Genomic DNA, 16,240 nt, shown 5'->3' with positions numbered 1-16,240 from the left:
ATCTATGTACAAAGTAGTATTTTTTGATGTTGACGGTACGCTTTTAAGCGAAATTGATAGAAGTATGCATGAGAGCACAAAAGAAGCAATACAAAGATTAATAGAAAAAGGGATTCACGTAGTTGTTACTACAGGGAGACCATATAGCTTATGTTCGCAATTTAAAGAGCTGGGCATACATACAATTATTTCTGCAAATGGTGCACATATTAAGTGTGAGGAAACGGTTCTACATAAATCAGTACTTTCAAGTGAAATCGTTCATGATATCTCAGAGTTTGCAGAATTACATGGTCACGGTATTTCTTATTTTACCGAGGATTTTGTAATGAACGGAATAGCTTCGGATAATGAGCGTGTAATGCAAGCGCTTAGCGAGACGTTGAATTTAGAGAAGTATCCTGAAAAAAGCAGGGATTTGTTAGAAGAAATTTATTGTTTATGTCTGTATGCAGATGAAATAGAAGCTCAAAAATTTCTTGAAAGATATCCTATGCTTACATTCGAGCGTTTTCATAATTACGTTATAAATGTATTAGAAGATAGTAAAGTATCGAAATTAACTGCAATTCAAAAGGTATTAGAACACCTAAACATTTGCAAATCAGAAGCCATTGCTTTCGGCGACGGTAGAAATGATATTGAGATGTTAGAGTATGTAGAATTAGGTATTGCGATGGGGAATGGCGGAGAAGAGTTAAAAACAAGAGCAGATTTTGTTACAAAGAAGGCGAGTGAAGGTGGTATTTTATTTGCCTTAGAGAAGTTTCATATCGTCTAACATACCTTTATTGAAATAAAGGTATGTTAGGATCTTTTATATGCTCACATAGTAAAATATGAACTTGTCCACGATGATGATAAAAGTGTGTAACAATTTCCAGCAACCATTCAAAGCGTGAATAAGAAATACCCCAATAGGCAGTCATAACTGCCGCTAATTCTTCATGGGAATAGGAAAGAAATGTTTTAGAGAGAAGGTTGTATCCTTCAAGCATTATTTGTTGCATGTACGCAATTGTTTCTGGTGTATGTTCTAAATAAAAGGTACGTAACTCTTTTTCCGTACTACCATTTAAAATGAGTAAATCAGCATGGCAAATAAGAGAAAGATGTGCACACATTTCAAATAATGATCGCTTCGAGTGAATTGGTTGTATTTTTAATTCGTCTTCTTTATATCGGTTAAGCATTTGAATAGAAGTATCAACAGCAACTTGTAGTTGGTGTAATGCAGATTGTACAAACATTGTAATTCTCCTCTTCTACGTATATAATAGTTTCTTGAGGGTATTATATCATACTCAAAATTCCGAAAATTCTAGTAGTTTGACTAGCATATTGAAAAGTATTATATTGTAAAAGGTCATATGAAACGTGAAATAGAATGGAATGCAATTATTGAGTTAGGAGTTAGACCAATGAGTTTGAAATATGGAAGAGATACAATTGTTGAAGTTGACTTAAATGCAGTAAAACATAATGTAAAAGAATTTAAAAAACGAGTGAATGATGAAAATATTGCAATGATGGCTGCTGTAAAAGCGAATGGGTATGGTCATGGGGCAGTTGAAGTTGCAAAAGCTGCTATTGAAGCAGGAATAAATCAGCTTGCAGTTGCGTTTGTAGATGAAGCGATAGAGTTAAGAGAAGCAGGAATTAACGTGCCGATTTTAATTTTAGGCTATACGTCAGTAGCATCTGCGGAAGAAGCAATTCAATATGACGTTATGATGACTGTTTATAGAAGTGAAGATTTACAAGGTATAAATGAAATCGCAAACCGTCTACAAAAGAAGGCGCAAATTCAGGTGAAAATTGATACAGGAATGAGTCGCATTGGTTTACAAGAAGAAGAGGTTAAACCATTTTTAGAGGAATTAAAACGTATGGAGTATGTAGAGGTAGTAGGAATGTTTACACATTACTCTACGGCAGATGAAATCGATAAATCATATACGAATATGCAAACAAGTTTATTTGAGAAAGCTGTCAATACAGCAAAAGAATTAGGAATTCATATTCCATATATTCATAGTTCAAATAGTGCGGGTTCAATGGAACTTAGCAATACATTTCAAAATATGGTTCGTGTAGGTATTGGAATTTATGGAATGTATCCTTCAAAAGAGGTAGATCATTCAGTTGTTTCTCTGCAGCCTGCGTTGTCGTTAAAATCAAAAGTAGCTCATATTAAGCATGCAAAGAAAAATCGCGGTGTAAGTTATGGGAATACGTATGTAACGACTGGTGAAGAATGGATTGCCACTATACCGATTGGTTATGCTGATGGCTATAACCGTCAGTTATCTAATAAAGGGCATGCATTAATAAATGGAGTTCGAGTACCTGTTATTGGTCGTGTTTGTATGGATCAGCTCATGTTAGACGTTTCAAAAGCAATGCCAGTACAAGTGGGAGACGAAGTAGTATTCTACGGTAAACAAGGCGAAGAAAACATTGCAGTAGAAGAAATAGCGGATATGTTAGGTACAATTAACTATGAAGTTACATGTATGTTAGACAGAAGAATTCCACGTGTATATAAAGAAAATAATGAAACGACTGCTATTGTAAATATACTAAGAAAAAACTGAATCGTTATGATTCAGTTTTTTTATTTTTGACAAATGAAAAATGTTCTATTTGTACCGTGTGATTGAATGTCCTTAAAACCTATGGATTCTAGCAAAGAAATTATTTCTTCATTGGAATAACAAGCTTCTTCAAAAGAAAAGTCACTTCTTGTCCAATTATTATCTATGTCATGTTGAAATAGTATAAAGTTCATGACTGCTTTTTTATTGTCATTATCATATGTAGAATCGATTGTACAAACATATTCCGTTTCTGAAATGTGAAAGGACGCGCTCCAGTTTTCTAGAAAACCTTTTTCCATATTCATATCAAATACGAATGTACCTTCACTATGTAATATAGAATAAACATTACGAAAAACACTTTTTAATTCATCTAATTTTAAAATATGGTTTAAGCTATCGCCAGTAGAGATAACATATTGAAATTGCTCATTTATATTGAAATAGCGAGCATCATCAACGATAAAGGCCGCGTCTGGAGCGTTTTGACGTGCGTATTCAATCATTTGAGCAGAACCATCTATACCAGTTACTACAAAATGATTCTCAATTAATTTCTTAGTAAGGTGACCAGTCCCGCAGCAAAGATCTAAAATATGAGAATGTGGTGGTGCGTATTGTAAAACGAGTTTTTCCAAAAGTAGATAGGAGTGTTCAGCATAATGCCCCCAATGTTTATTATAAATGGATGCGAAAATATCATAATCAGAATATATTAGTTTTTTAGACATATGTATTTACCCCGAAATTCTTTACATTATAATAGTCATGCTTCGCTTTCATTTCAAAACCACATTGTGTATATAGTTTTAAAGCATTGTTATTTTTCGTTTCGACGTCTAATTTAATTGTTGAAACTCCTTTTGTAATAAGGGTATGTATCATGGACGTAAGAATATCTTTACCGTATCCTTTCCCTTGATAAGAAGGGGGAACGGCGAATCCTGATAGTGTAGTAGATTGCTCTTGTTTAGAAACTGTAATTGTTCCTATCACTTTTTCATCGATAAGAGCACTGTAAACTTGATGGGAAGATGAATCCATCATCTTTTGTAACCATGTAGCGGTATTTTCTACTGAATCTCCAAACGCTTTACTAGAAATTTCAATCAGATCAAGAAGTGATTTTGAAGATGCAAGAGTAAGTTGTATAGCATTCTTCGTTCTTTTTTGCGCTTCATTTGCTTTGAACTCCATACTATATTCACTATATAAATAAGGCAGCTTCATATGTATTGCAAATTCTTTCCCAGAAGCAGACTCCCCATTCATAATAAGAAGAGCTTCGTCTGCCTCTCTTAATCGTATTTCTTTCATTGCGGTTTGTAAAAGAGTAGTACCTATATGTTGTTTCCTATAGTTCGGATGAACAAAGCCTAATAACTCAAGTTTGGTAGGTCTTTCAAAGTCATACATACTTAATGCACCGACTAATTGAGTATCGTCATAGAGTAAAAAGTCATGTATCTCTTCTTTATTACGAGCAGTTAAAAAGTTTACATGTAAATCTGACGAGTAATCAATTTGATCGTGTTGCCCGCAAATATGAGCTAAATCTTTCATTTGTTGTATTTCACATTCTGTTAAAGAACACTTTTTCTGAATTTCCATTTCATAACCCCTCACCTTCGTATTTAAAAATAGGATGGATGACTTAGCCACTTTCCTAACTCCACACTGCCCTGAACAGATAATAAACGGTACAAATATCGATAGGGACGTCTACATGCTACAAGATTAGGAATAGGCATGATGGTTTCATAACCTTGTTTAAAAGCATGAGCTTCCTTTTCTGTAAATACATATTCTAAGCCGATAAAATCAAATTCTCGGGGAGCAACTGCGTAAGCTTCTGTATCTACTAAACCTGTAATAGTTGTACCATCTGATAAAAACTGAGTAGGGTCCATATCAATTAAAACGAGCGTAGATTCCTTTGGTACCGGTAAGGAAGAAAGTTGTTGTTCAAAAGTAGGAAATGCGTTACGGATGCTCGCATTATTGGAATAAAATCTATTTACAAGTTCTTTACTGACTTTTAATATGTGAGACTTACATTCTTCTAGTGGAACTTGGAAAGTACCTGATGGATTTCCTATAAACTTTGCTTGAAACGAATGAATTTCTGCTAGTCCTTTTCCAAGGCTGAATAAAATTGAATCAGATTGTCCGACAAAGGATTGCAGCGTACTTCCTGTTAGTTTTTCGACACTAACATACTTTCGGCCATTTAAAACATGTTTTTGCAAAATAGTGGGGATGGGCAAGTTAGTATGCTTTTTCAATAATTCGTGTATAAGTTCTAAATGATGGACGTTCCTTGGATCAATTCCGAATAGGTTTTTACATCCCCACCAAAAATCATTATTTGGTTCTTCAGTCATTTTTGAGGAACGAACTATAACTTCTTCAAATGCTGTTTTAACAAGAAACACATCGCTTGCATGTTCTTCATAACCTGGGTGTAAAGTTTGAATAGATAAAATAGGTGAAGCGAATAGTTGTTGTAGCATGAAATTGCTCCTTTTTCTGTAAATTCGATAAATTCATTATATAACAGAATGTGTACGAAGTGGATAATGATAGGGATAACATAGAACTTAAATAAATTTACGGTAAGAAATCAGTTTGAAAATTATTTTTTTCTACTTTTGTATGAATTATCAAAATAATGTTTTGATGATAAATCTGTAAAAATACCCAAATATAAATCTCATATTTTTCAGTAAATGAAGAGTTAAGCGCACTTTCAATAGGGGAATAACGTAGGTTATGAAAAATATTTCTCAATAATAAAATGAAGAGAAAAATGTGAAGAAATAGAATAGATTCCTTTATAATAGTTTTAAATTAATTAATATAATTAATTATTAATAATATTAGATAGGAGAGAATATGATGGCAAACGTACTCGTAATAAATTTCCCTGGAGAAGGTCATATAAATCCGACTTTAGCTATTGTAAGTGAGTTAATTCGGCGAGGGGAGACAGTTGTTTCGTATTGTATTGAAGATTTTAGAAAGAAGATTGAAGCAACAGGTGCAGAATTCCGAGAGTTTGAGAATTTTCTCTCTCAAATTAATATTATGGAGCGAGTAAATGAAGGTGGGAGTCCTTTGACGATGCTGTCTCATATGATGGAAGCATCAGAACGTATTGTTACTCAAATTGTAGAAGAAACAAAAGGGGAAAAGTACGATTATTTGATATATGATAATCATTTTCCAGTAGGACGTATTATAGCCAATGTTTTAAAATTACCTAGTGTTTCTTCTTGTACAACGTTTGCTTTTAATCAGTACATTACTTTTAACGATGAACATGAATCAAGAGAAGTAGATGAAATGGATCCATTGTATCAATCTTGTTTAGCGGGAATGGAAAAATGGAATAAGCAGTATGGAATGAAGTGTACTAGTATGTATGATATTATGAACCATCCTGGTGATATTACGATTGTGTATACTTCAAAAGAATATCAGCCGCGTTCAGATGTATTTGATGAATCATATAAGTTTGTCGGTCCATCAATTGCTACTCGAAAAGAAGTAGGTAGCTTTCCTATTGAACATTTAAAAGATGAAAAAGTGATTTTCATTTCTATGGGAACAGTTTTCAATGAACAACCTGAGCTATATGAAAAATGTTTTGAAGCTTTTAAAGATGTAGAAGCGACAGTCGTATTAGTTGTTGGTAAGAAGATAAATATAAGTCAATTTGAAAACATTCCGGATAACTTTAAGTTGTATAATTATGTGCCACAATTAGAAGTATTACAGCATGCTGATGTATTCGTGACACACGGTGGTATGAATAGTTCGAGTGAAGCACTGTATTACGGTGTCCCGTTAGTTGTAATTCCGGTAACAGGAGATCAGCCTTTAGTTGCGAAACGAGTAAATGAAGTAGGGGCTGGAATAAGGCTAAATCGTAAAGAACTCACTTCTGAATTGTTACGAGAGTCTGTAAAGAAAGTGATGAATGATGTAACGTTTAAGGAAAATAGTCGTAAAGTTGGAGAGTCACTTCGAAAGGCTGGTGGATATAAAAGGGCAGTTGATGAAATATTTAAAATGAAAATGAATTCGTACTTGAAACTTAAATAAATGTTTGAGGCACACTTACTACAATGGGTAAGTGTGTTTCAATAAAAAATTACATAAAAATCACTATAAAGGTGAAACTTTTGTGTATATAAACTGATATCTTTGTATTAGTAGAGAAATTACGTTAAAATAATACTAAGAAAATATATAAGTTTTGGGGGTAATGAATGAAGAAAGTATTTGAATACGTATTATTAACAATTGGCTCAATTATTGTAGCAGGTTCATTAGAGCTTATTTTAGCACCTAACGGATTAGTAGATGGCGGGGTAACGGCTATTGCTATTATGGCGAATAAAGTTGCTGGATTACCGCTTTATGGAGTGTTCTTAGGAATTAATATCCCAATTTTATTATTTACTGCAAAAGTAATGGGAAAGAAGTTCTTTATTCGTACATCCTATGCTAATGTTGTGACAACACTCGGATTGATTTATTTAAAACCATTTCCAGCAATTACAACTTCTGAATTATTAATTGTTCTTTATGGAGGAGTTCTATTTGGTGTTGGTGTAGGGATTGTAGTAAAAATGGGCGGAGCAATTGATGGATCAGAAATGTTAGCTGTTTGGATGAATAAACATTTTAAAGTGCCGATTAGTACATTTTTACTTGCTGTAAATGCGGTTATTTTCATCTTTGTTGCCATTTTGTTTTCAATTGAACAAGCGATGTTCTCATTAGCAATTTTCTATATTGTTACGAAGATGATTGATTTCATATTAGATGGCATTAATCAAGGAAAGAGCGTTATGATTATTTCTGGTAAAAATAAAGAAATAGGCGATCTACTTATGAAAGAATTGCAATTATCCGTTACGTATCTACATGGAGAAGGTGGTTTTTTAGGAGAACATAAGAGAATCATTTATTGTATTACAAACCGTTTCATTTATCCGAAAATGAAAGATCTCGTTCTCTCTGTAGATCCAACTGCTATTATTGAAGCTTCCTATTCAACAGAAACAACTGGTGTCAAACGTCCGGGAAGGGCAATGAGATCAGAAAAATAGTGCATAAAAATAGCTCCACGTAAGTATAACTTGCGTGGAGCTATTTTTATTTAGGGAACCACGCTTTTTTTAGTAATTTGACAACAGTTTCAATACATTCCTCTCGAATACTGCCAAAACCGAGCAATACATATGACTCCTCCCTCACATAATAAACAGAATCATATGTCGAGAGAGGGTATAACTTAATACGTTCTTTTGCAGCTGCATGAATAAGTTCTTGTTCATTCATCCCGTTATGAACGTGAAGTACAATATGGAGTCCGGATTGTTCACCGAGTATATGAACGTTATTTCCCATCTCGTTTGTAATACATTTAATTAAAGAAATATGTTTTCTTTTATATAACGTACGACTTCGGTTAATATGACGTTCCCAATCACCACTTTGAATAAAGGTGGCAAAGGTAAGTTGTTGCAGCGTAGAAACTGTTTGTTTAAACATACCACCAAGTTCTTGGTAAGCCCTTAAAAGATGTGGTGGTAAAACGATATATCCCATTCGTAAAGAAGGTAAAAAAGATTTCGAAAAAGTTCCCATATAAATAACACGTTCATTTGAATCTAGCCCTTGTAAAGAAGGAATAGGTTTTCCAATATAGCGGAATTCCCCATCGTAATCATCTTCAATAATATAACCATTACAATCATTCGCCCATTTTAATAACTCGAGTCTTCTAGATAATGGCATAATGATTCCGAGTGGAAATTGGTGAGATGGAGTGACATATGCCACATTGGAACCGGATTCACGTAAAGCGGAAATATGAATCCCTTTATCGTCTAAAGGGATCGGGTGAACAGGAAGGCCACAACTTTGAATCATAGCAGGTATACGGTGAAATCCAGGATTTTCGATTCCGTATTCTTTTTTTGAACCAAGTAGTTGAAGGAGTAGCCAAAGAAGAGGCTGCGTACCTGCTCCAATAATAATTTGATCAGGTGAAGAATGTACCCCGCGAGCATGATATAAATACTTTGAAATATGTTCTCGTAGAACGAGCTCACCTTGTGGATCTTCTTTAGCAAATAATTCATTTTCATACTGAAATAAAGTTTCGTGTAACGCTCTTTTCCAGTTTGTTATGGGAAAAGCTTTTTGATCAATAAGTCCTTGACTACAATCATAATCATATTGTTCTTTTTCTTTATTGTTAGTACTGCTTGACGCAATTTGTTGTTTCTTTTGAATGACATCAATATCTACTTCCGCAACAAAAATCCCGCGTTTCGGTTTGCTTTCTACGTAACCTTCAGCTAGTAATTGTTGATAAGCGGATTCAACTGTAATACGGCTTACATTAAGTTGCATAGCTAAATTTCTGTGAGAAGGAAGACGTGTACCGGCACGTAGTGATCCATGAGAGATTTCTCGTTTCATATATTCGTAAATTTGTAAGTAAATAGGTGTTTTATTTTGTAACACTAATGGGATAGTCAGATCCATTTGTAGACGCTCCTTTTTATACTGGCCTTATAAAAAAGAATAAAACTGTCACTTAAACTAAGGGCAGTTACTTTCTATAATGATGATATAACATTTAGAAAATTTTATAAATAGTAAGGAGAGAATCATAATGAATATTAAAGAAGTAGTAACAGAGGCAGATTTACATGAAGTATTTCCCGTATTACAGCAGCTGCGAACAAAACTTTCAAGAGAAGAAGCAAGTTCTTTATTTCAAAAAATGAAAGAAGAAAACTATAAACTATTTTCGCTAAGTAACGAAGAGAATGAAGTTGTTAGTCTAGCTGGTGTAGCGATTTGTACGAATTTTTATAATGAGAAACACGTTTTTGTATATGACCTTGTAACCGCGGAAGCTCACAGATCAAAAGGGTATGGTAATGTTTTGCTGTCATATGTAGAAAAATGGGGGAAAGAAAAAGGGTGTAGTTCTATCGTTCTTACATCTGCGTTTCCAAGAATTGATGCACATCGTTTTTATGAAAGAGAGGGTTTTGATAAGGTAAGCTATTCTTTTTATAAAGAGTTATAATACTAAGTAGGTTCCGTATGTAAAAATATATGGAACCTATTTTCTTTTTCAGATTGGAGCTAGGGACAGGTCTAGTCATATAATTTGTCGAATATTAGAAATTAAAAAGGGAATATTGAATTTAGAGAATGTTAGGAGCGTTTATACTTGAAAAAAATAAAGAAATTATCTATACCAAATGATGTAAGAGTCATTATTATTTCTGATATTCATGGAGAATTAGATCTTTTTAAGGAACTACTACATAAAGTTAATTTTAAAGATGAGGATTATTTAATTATTAATGGTGATCTTTGTGAGAAAGGAAGAAATAGTATTGGTGTCGTAAACTATGTGATGGATCTAGTTGTTAGTAAGCCAAATGTGTATGTAATAGAAGGGAATTGTGAGGTTGTAGTTGAAGCACTTGTAAACGAAAATCCTGCGCTAATAAATTATTTATGTACGAGAAAGAATACAATTTTCAATGAATGGCTAGGACAATTGAATGTTACCGTTAATGAAGAAAGTGATATTTGTGAAGTGAAAAACATATTGATGGGTCATTTCTCAAAAGAAATAAAGTGGCTAACAGAATTACCAACAGCTATTGAAACGGAAGATTATATTTTTGTACATGCTGGCCTTGAAGATAGAGAGGATTGGAAAGAAACAGAACGAAAAAATGCGATAGCAATGCCGGGGTTTTTCAATCAATCACATAAAGCAAATAAGTATGTAGTTGTCGGTCATTGGCCTGTTGTAAACTACTCAGAGAAGGCACCGTCTAACAATCCAGTTATTAATAAGGAGAAAAAGATTATAGCAATTGACGGCGGAAATGCGATTAAAGAGGCAGGGCAATTAAATGCATTTATCATTCAGAGGACAAGTGCAAGTGATACGTTTTCTTATACATATGTAGATTATTTTCCGGAGTATGAAGTAATAGCAGATTTTCATGCCGATGCAACAATGCGGGGCGGGGTTACCTATCCACATTATTACATAGAGCCTATGGAGAAGAAGCAAGATTACACAATATGCAGGCAAAAGGAAACGAATACATTACTTTCTGTGAAAGATGAATACATTAAGCAACTTGATTCAGGTGAATACACAGTGAAAACGGATATATCTTGTGCGCAAATAAGTGTAAGAAAAGGTGACATTGTTTCTCTTATTGATGGTAGCTGCTCAGGCTATGATTTAATTAAAAAAGATGGAGTAGAAGGTTGGATAGAGAAAGGGATTTTAGTTGAGATAGAAAAGACGAAAAAGAAAATATTTAGCTGAAATAGGAGGGATGTAACCTCCTATTTTTTTTAAGAAATAGATTGCTTGCTGTCTTTCATAAGTAAATAAATCGTACTCGGTAAAATGACAAGCGTCATTCCTAAAATAATTGTTAGTATAGCATAACCTCTATACGGAGCAGAAACGATAAATGGAAGCCCCGCTAGGAAAATACCTGCTATTATCATTGAACTACTACAAATATTTGAAGCTCTTTTTTCAAGGTGCTTATCATTCCATTCCAATGAAACTGTTGATTTACTCGTATCAATTTTGGAACTGAAATAACCTATTAATATAAATAAAAGCCCTAATCCTAAAAATATAAAATGATCAAGAGGAAGTGAAAAGCCAAGAGCGATAAGGACAATGACAATATCGACAAAAAATAAGAATAGTAAAATAGTATTGCCGATCCAAAGGAGAAATTTCTGATTACTCGCTGCTTTAGATAAAGCTAAAAATAAAAAGAATACGAAAGAACATATAATTATATTTAAGATAACAAAAGTGCCTTTATCCATTGTTGATGTAGGTGTTCCATTGAAGTCCCATTTCGTAACAATACTGAATGGTAAGAAGAAATAGAGAATAATATTTGTCATAATAATAGTAAGAAATAAAGCAATACTAAATCGATTATTCATTGAATCACCAGCTTTCTACATGAATAATTGGTATCTTATAACAAAATTATACAATATAATAAACGATATCTGTTTTGATTTTTCAGAAAAAACATTATAATTATATATGAAATAAAGAGGAGTGTAGGAGGAAATTATGAAAAGCGTAATCATAAAAGGGGATAGAGTAACAATTCGTACAATTGAAGAATCAGATATAAAAACATTATGGAATCTCGTGTTTAAAGAAGAAAATCCAGAATGGAAAAAATGGGATGCACCGTATTTTCCGTTTTCGATGCAAGAATACTCAGCCTATAAGGAAAAGATGCAAACTCGTTTAAAAGAAGAACCGCTATCCAATTTAATTATAGAACATAACGGTCAAGTTATAGGGACGGTCGGATTTTATTGGGAGTATAAACCGACGCGTTGGTTGGAGATGGGAATTGTCATTTATAATCCGGCTTACTGGAATGGCGGCTACGGTACAGAAGCGTTAACGTTATATCGAGATTTGTTATTTGAAAAGATGGAGATTGGTAGAGTAGGGCTCACGACTTGGTCTGGTAATGAACGAATGATGAAAGTAGCGGAGAAAATAGGAATGACTTTAGAAGGTAGAATGCGCAAATGCCGGTATTATAAAGGAACGTACTATGATTCTATTCGAATGGGAATGATTCGTGAAGAATGGGAAGCGCTATGTGTAACAAAGGGGTGAAGGAGTATGTACGCTATTATTGCTACATTTGATCGTGTGTTTACTAATAAAATTACAGAATTGCAAAATGAATTAACAAATATCATTGGCACAAATCAATTAGCCGGAGCAGAACCTCATATTACGTTAGCTGATTATAATGAGTTAAATGTTCATTTGTATAAGGAGAAATTAGGGGAGTTTGTAGCTATTCAAGAAAATATGGATCCAGTAACTTTTCCTTCTGTTGGAACTTTTCCTACTAACGGAACGGTCTTTCTAGCACCGACTGTTACTGATGCATTGTTAAAATTTCATCATTCTTATCATGATTATTTTAACAATTTTCATGACAACCCGAATTCATATTACGTACCGGGAAAGTGGGTTCCGCATTGTACGATTGCAAATAGATTACATACAAATCAGTTTTTACGTGTAATGGAATATATTTATGAAAAATTTGATCATGCAACAGCTTCAATTGAGAAATTAAAATTAATAAAGGTGAATTATGAAAATGGTTCTGCCATTTCTTCTCGTATATTAGCAGAATATAATTTAAAGAGAATGGAGACATCGAGATGACATATGTAATTAGAGAAATGAAGCAGGAAGATATTCATGCTGTACAATCAGTAGCGAAAATAGCTTGGCATGATACATACGAAGGCATTATTCCGAGAGAGATTCAAGACAGTTTTTTAGACGAGGCTTATTCTGATGAAAAAATGAAATATCGTCTTGAGAATACACATTTATTCGTTGCAGAAGAAGAGGGAGAAGTCATTGGCTTTGCAAATTTTTCACCTGTTAGACTGCAAAATGAAGCAGAATTAGGAGCAATTTATTTGTTACCAGATCAACAAGGGAAAGGGATAGGAAGTGCTTTATTACAAAAAGGGTTAACAGTATTAAAAGGAATTCGGAAACTATACATTCATGTAGAAGCAGCGAATGAAAAAGGAAAACGGTTTTATGAAGCGAAAGGTTTTGCACAATTAGAAGAATTTGAAGAAGATTTTGAAGGACATATGATGCAGACAGTAAGGATGGTTTTATACATATAAGGAGGACTAGAAGTGAAAATCTTTGATTTTAGTGAAAAAGTAGGAAAGCAAATTACAGCATTTCAATCTAATTTCATAATGTCGAAAATAGTAAAACATCAAGGGAATATACATATCGGTGCTATGCATTTAAAAGAGAATGGAATAATTGGATATCATGAAGCAGTTGTATCGCAACTGCTTCTTATTGTGGACGGAGAAGGATATGTATGCGGGGCAAATAAAGAAAAAGTGAAGGTGGAAGCGGGACAAGCTGTGTTTTGGGAAAAGGGGGAGCTTCATGAGACAAGTACAGAGCATGGATTAATGGCAATTGTTATGGAAGCGGAGGATCTTGAACGAGCGATATTAATGCCTATTAAAGAGGAGAGTTGTAAAAAATGATAGAAAAGGCAAATCAGGAAGAAACGGACGAAATAATACAATATGCAGCTCAATCGCTTTTTGAAGGTACGAGGGGAAATTGTCGTTTAAATACAGAGAAAGCAATTGAAATTACAAGGCCGATTGTAGAAAAGGGGGCGTATTATTTAGTCGTTAAAGAAGAAAACGTTGTAATGGGTTGGATATTAATAGGGGAAAATACGGACTATTTTTCTCATGAAAAAATAGGGTTTATATACGAATTGTATGTTTTTCCAGAGTACCGCGGGAAAGGATTGTCAAGAAAGTTAATGGAGGCTGGTATTAAGGAATTACAAAAGAATTATTCAGAAATTCGTTTGAATGTATTTGCTGGAAATTTTGCAAAAGAGATGTACGAACAGTTTGGTTTTGTTGAAAGACAGATCATTATGACTTTGAAGTGAGAATAATAGTTTGAACGGGAGAAGAGAAAGAATGAGAAAAGAAAATGAGTATGTTGCGTATTTACAAAGGTTGTATCCTGAATTGCAAATAAACTCTGTCTATATAAATGAAATAGGTCAAAATAATGATAAGAAAGCTTTTGAAGCTGGAATAGCACAATATGTATAAAAGCCGATTTTAAATCGGCTTTTTATTATTATCGATACATCGTCCACATCCCAATGTCTTTAAATCCTAACCGTTTATAAATTCGTCCAGCAGCTGGATTGTTACGTTTTTGGAAAACGATAAGATGGGAAAAGAGTTGTGGATAACGGTAGAGTGAACGTATAAAACAAGTGTATTAGGGGGATGAAAACAATACTAAATTGTTCAATATACGGTTGTGGATAACGACTTTCTTAACGATGAAATCTAATCGTTAGGGAGGTCTTTTATTTTGTCGTTAAAAAAGAGAAAAAGGATTACGAAGATATCTAATGACGGAAAAAAATACCCTAAGCTAACAATTCAACAAGCGCTTGATCTTGCTATCTCAGGTAAGCGTGCAGAAGGGTGTAGGGAAAGGACTGTAAACGATTATATCAAAATGTGGCGGTATTTCACTGATTGGTTATATGTGAATTATGACGTAGAGTATATCGATGAATTAACAGCGGAAGTCTTTCGAGAATATATAAATTATATGAAACACGATAAAAAGCGTTACGATACTCATAAGGTAATACACACAGACAACCGAAAAGTTGGATTAGCTGATACGACGATAAATATTAATCTTAGGACGTTACGCTCAATTTTTAATCACCTGCAACGGGAAGAAATTATTCAAGTGAACCCGATGGAAAGAGTTAAATTATTGAGACAAGATATCGATTTAACGAATTGTTTAGAGGACGATGAAGTCAAATCGATATTGCAGCAACCTAACTTAAGAGATTTCGTAGGGTTTCGGGACTTCGTAGCGATTAATCTGTTACTTGATTCGGGATTGAGGATTCGAGAGCTTGTTAGTTTACGTATTGCAGACATCGACTTTCAATCACGATTTATAACAATTTCACCAGATAGAAGCAAAAATAGAAAGCCACGCTTAGTGCCGATTTCTACACATGTTACTAAGTTAGTTCTACAACTTGTAAATGAAAACAAAGCAAATTTTAAAAGTGATTTGATATTTTTAACAAGTTACGGCGATCCATTGACTAGCATTCATTTTAATAAGCGCTTGAAGTATTATGCAGACAAAGCGGGAGTTAAAGGGAAGAAAGTGTCCGCCCATGTATATCGCCATACATGGGCCAAAAACATGATATTGAATGGATGCGATGTTTTTACTTTACAAAAGATTGGTGGATGGGCCGATATACGTACTATGCGACGTTATATACAAATGGATGTTAAAGAAATGAGAAAAAGCCACGACGAATACTCACCGTTAACAAAATTAAGAAGAACTAAATAAAAGAAAAAGTCCCCAGCGCCAACTGGAGACTCAAAAATAATCGACTTAAAACTAAATAACGGGCTCAATCCGATATTCATTACCTTCATTTTATCGAAAAAAATTCGATGATGCAAGGTCTATTAAGTATTGTCTTTTTTACTAACTATCGGGTTAGTCACGACGTGGATGCCGTACCAGGTCGTTAATTTAAACACGTAAAAGGTTAGCTGTGCCGATGCAAATAAAAACAGCGTAGACACGTTATAAAGCGTTCCCTGTTGCGTTTGTGTCTAGTCTAGGCGAGGACTGCCATGAAAAAGGTCTGGACGGTTGCTTGGCGTGTCACGGCACGGGTAGCAACGATCATGGAAAGACGTATTTAGGTTACGAATAATTGAGGATAACGTCAGTAGTACGATTCCTTCCCTAAATCTTTCCACAAGTAGGACAAGCATTACTTGTAAAAAGTTCGTTGTGGGTGAAAACCGACGTTCCAACAGGGTGTACACTACACGGATACCTTAACCCGATAGACCATGAGAAGTGACAATGAACGTCTACTTTATGTCGCTTTAACTATCTGTTTTAG

General features: G+C 34.1%; 19 protein-coding genes and 1 pseudogene. 13 read left to right on the top strand and 7 right to left on the bottom strand.

All coding sequences use genetic code 11. The features are described 5' to 3' along the window. Positions 1–4: 4 nt before the first annotated feature. On the top strand, positions 5–781 hold the full coding sequence (locus ACTFNE_RS12905) for a Cof-type HAD-IIB family hydrolase (RefSeq protein WP_270705264.1): 777 nt from the start codon (positions 5–7) through the stop codon (positions 779–781). Positions 782–788: 7 nt separating this feature from the next. On the opposite strand, the gene ACTFNE_RS12900 is transcribed toward ACTFNE_RS12905, so the two are convergent. Continuing rightward, positions 789–1,250 carry a DinB family protein gene (locus ACTFNE_RS12900; protein ID WP_270705263.1) on the bottom strand — a complete coding sequence of 154 codons (462 nt, stop codon included), beginning with the start codon at positions 1,248–1,250 and terminating at the stop codon, positions 789–791. 171 nt (positions 1,251–1,421) lie between these two features. On the opposite strand from ACTFNE_RS12900, the gene alr reads away from it, so the two are divergent. Beyond that, on the top strand, positions 1,422–2,597 hold the full coding sequence (gene alr / locus ACTFNE_RS12895) for an alanine racemase (RefSeq protein ID WP_000054188.1): 1,176 nt from the start codon (positions 1,422–1,424) through the stop codon (positions 2,595–2,597). A gap of 20 nt (positions 2,598–2,617) precedes the next feature. Here the strand turns inward: alr and ACTFNE_RS12890 are convergent, their stop codons facing one another. Genes ACTFNE_RS12890 through ACTFNE_RS12880 form a run of 3 tightly spaced genes read right to left on the bottom strand, consistent with a single transcriptional unit; the run spans position 2,618 to position 5,113 of the window. Further along, entirely contained in the window at positions 2,618–3,331 is a 714-nt protein-coding gene (locus ACTFNE_RS12890; protein WP_270705262.1) for a class I SAM-dependent DNA methyltransferase, read from the bottom strand. After that, positions 3,324–4,211 carry a GNAT family N-acetyltransferase gene (locus tag ACTFNE_RS12885; RefSeq protein WP_270705261.1) on the bottom strand — a complete coding sequence of 296 codons (888 nt, stop codon included), beginning with the start codon at positions 4,209–4,211 and terminating at the stop codon, positions 3,324–3,326. Before ACTFNE_RS12885 ends, ACTFNE_RS12890 begins: the two co-directional genes overlap by 8 nt. 23 nt (positions 4,212–4,234) lie before the next feature. Then, positions 4,235–5,113: a nitrate reductase gene (locus tag ACTFNE_RS12880; protein WP_270705260.1), complete on the bottom strand. Its 879-nt coding sequence runs from the start codon at positions 5,111–5,113 to the stop codon at positions 4,235–4,237. A 385-nt stretch (positions 5,114–5,498) separates the two neighbouring features. On the opposite strand from ACTFNE_RS12880, the gene ACTFNE_RS12875 reads away from it, so the two are divergent. Both ACTFNE_RS12875 and ACTFNE_RS12870 read left to right on the top strand, forming a co-directional pair. Beyond that, positions 5,499–6,707, top strand: coding sequence for a macrolide family glycosyltransferase (locus ACTFNE_RS12875; protein WP_270705292.1), 1,209 nt, complete (start codon positions 5,499–5,501; stop codon positions 6,705–6,707). 167 nt (positions 6,708–6,874) lie between these two features. After that, positions 6,875–7,720 (top strand): YitT family protein, encoded by an 846-nt coding sequence (locus ACTFNE_RS12870; protein ID WP_000755132.1) that lies wholly within the window; start codon positions 6,875–6,877, stop codon positions 7,718–7,720. A gap of 46 nt (positions 7,721–7,766) precedes the next feature. Here the strand turns inward: ACTFNE_RS12870 and pdxR are convergent, their stop codons facing one another. Beyond that, entirely contained in the window at positions 7,767–9,167 is a 1,401-nt protein-coding gene (gene pdxR / locus ACTFNE_RS12865; RefSeq protein WP_270705259.1) for a MocR-like pyridoxine biosynthesis transcription factor PdxR, read from the bottom strand. 130 nt (positions 9,168–9,297) lie between these two features. Between pdxR and ACTFNE_RS12860 the strand changes: the two genes are divergently transcribed. Together ACTFNE_RS12860 and ACTFNE_RS12855 are read left to right on the top strand one after the other, a co-directional pair. Further along, positions 9,298–9,720 (top strand): GNAT family N-acetyltransferase, encoded by a 423-nt coding sequence (locus ACTFNE_RS12860; protein ID WP_270705258.1) that lies wholly within the window; start codon positions 9,298–9,300, stop codon positions 9,718–9,720. 147 nt (positions 9,721–9,867) lie between these two features. Next, positions 9,868–10,995 (top strand): metallophosphoesterase, encoded by a 1,128-nt coding sequence (locus tag ACTFNE_RS12855; RefSeq protein WP_270705257.1) that lies wholly within the window; start codon positions 9,868–9,870, stop codon positions 10,993–10,995. Between the two features lie 29 nt (positions 10,996–11,024). On the opposite strand, the gene ACTFNE_RS12850 is transcribed toward ACTFNE_RS12855, so the two are convergent. After that, positions 11,025–11,642, bottom strand: coding sequence for a DUF1648 domain-containing protein (locus ACTFNE_RS12850; protein ID WP_270705255.1), 618 nt, complete (start codon positions 11,640–11,642; stop codon positions 11,025–11,027). 136 nt (positions 11,643–11,778) lie between these two features. On the opposite strand from ACTFNE_RS12850, the gene ACTFNE_RS12845 reads away from it, so the two are divergent. Genes ACTFNE_RS12845 through ACTFNE_RS12820 form a run of 6 tightly spaced genes read left to right on the top strand, consistent with a single transcriptional unit; the run spans position 11,779 to position 14,372 of the window. Further along, positions 11,779–12,345, top strand: coding sequence for a GNAT family N-acetyltransferase (locus tag ACTFNE_RS12845; protein WP_270705254.1), 567 nt, complete (start codon positions 11,779–11,781; stop codon positions 12,343–12,345). Between the two features lie 6 nt (positions 12,346–12,351). Further along, entirely contained in the window at positions 12,352–12,912 is a 561-nt protein-coding gene (locus ACTFNE_RS12840) for a 2'-5' RNA ligase family protein (RefSeq protein ID WP_270705253.1), read from the top strand. Further along, positions 12,909–13,394, top strand: coding sequence for a GNAT family N-acetyltransferase (locus ACTFNE_RS12835; protein ID WP_000222822.1), 486 nt, complete (start codon positions 12,909–12,911; stop codon positions 13,392–13,394). The genes ACTFNE_RS12840 and ACTFNE_RS12835 overlap by 4 nt, the downstream gene beginning before the upstream one ends. 12 nt (positions 13,395–13,406) lie before the next feature. After that, positions 13,407–13,778, top strand: a complete 372-nt coding sequence (locus tag ACTFNE_RS12830; RefSeq protein WP_270705252.1) for a cupin — start codon at positions 13,407–13,409, stop codon at positions 13,776–13,778. Next, positions 13,775–14,203 (top strand): GNAT family N-acetyltransferase, encoded by a 429-nt coding sequence (locus ACTFNE_RS12825; RefSeq protein WP_046197577.1) that lies wholly within the window; start codon positions 13,775–13,777, stop codon positions 14,201–14,203. The genes ACTFNE_RS12830 and ACTFNE_RS12825 overlap by 4 nt, the downstream gene beginning before the upstream one ends. 31 nt (positions 14,204–14,234) lie before the next feature. Continuing rightward, on the top strand, positions 14,235–14,372 hold the full coding sequence (locus ACTFNE_RS12820; protein ID WP_001224478.1) for a hypothetical protein: 138 nt from the start codon (positions 14,235–14,237) through the stop codon (positions 14,370–14,372). A gap of 28 nt (positions 14,373–14,400) precedes the next feature. Here ACTFNE_RS12820 and ACTFNE_RS12815 read toward each other — a convergent pair. Beyond that, positions 14,401–14,475: pseudogene (locus tag ACTFNE_RS12815) on the bottom strand (GNAT family N-acetyltransferase); the annotation flags it as partial. A gap of 168 nt (positions 14,476–14,643) precedes the next feature. Here ACTFNE_RS12815 and ACTFNE_RS12810 point away from each other — a divergent pair. After that, entirely contained in the window at positions 14,644–15,669 is a 1,026-nt protein-coding gene (locus ACTFNE_RS12810) for a tyrosine-type recombinase/integrase (protein ID WP_176580973.1), read from the top strand. Positions 15,670–16,240 lie beyond the last annotated feature (571 nt).

The organism is Bacillus cereus group sp. MYBKT111-2 (genome assembly GCF_051915205.1).
GTDB lineage: Bacteria > Bacillota > Bacilli > Bacillales > Bacillaceae_G > Bacillus_A > Bacillus_A paranthracis.
Note: the sequence above shows the minus strand (reverse complement) of the source record. Positions and strands in the feature narration are given on the sequence as shown.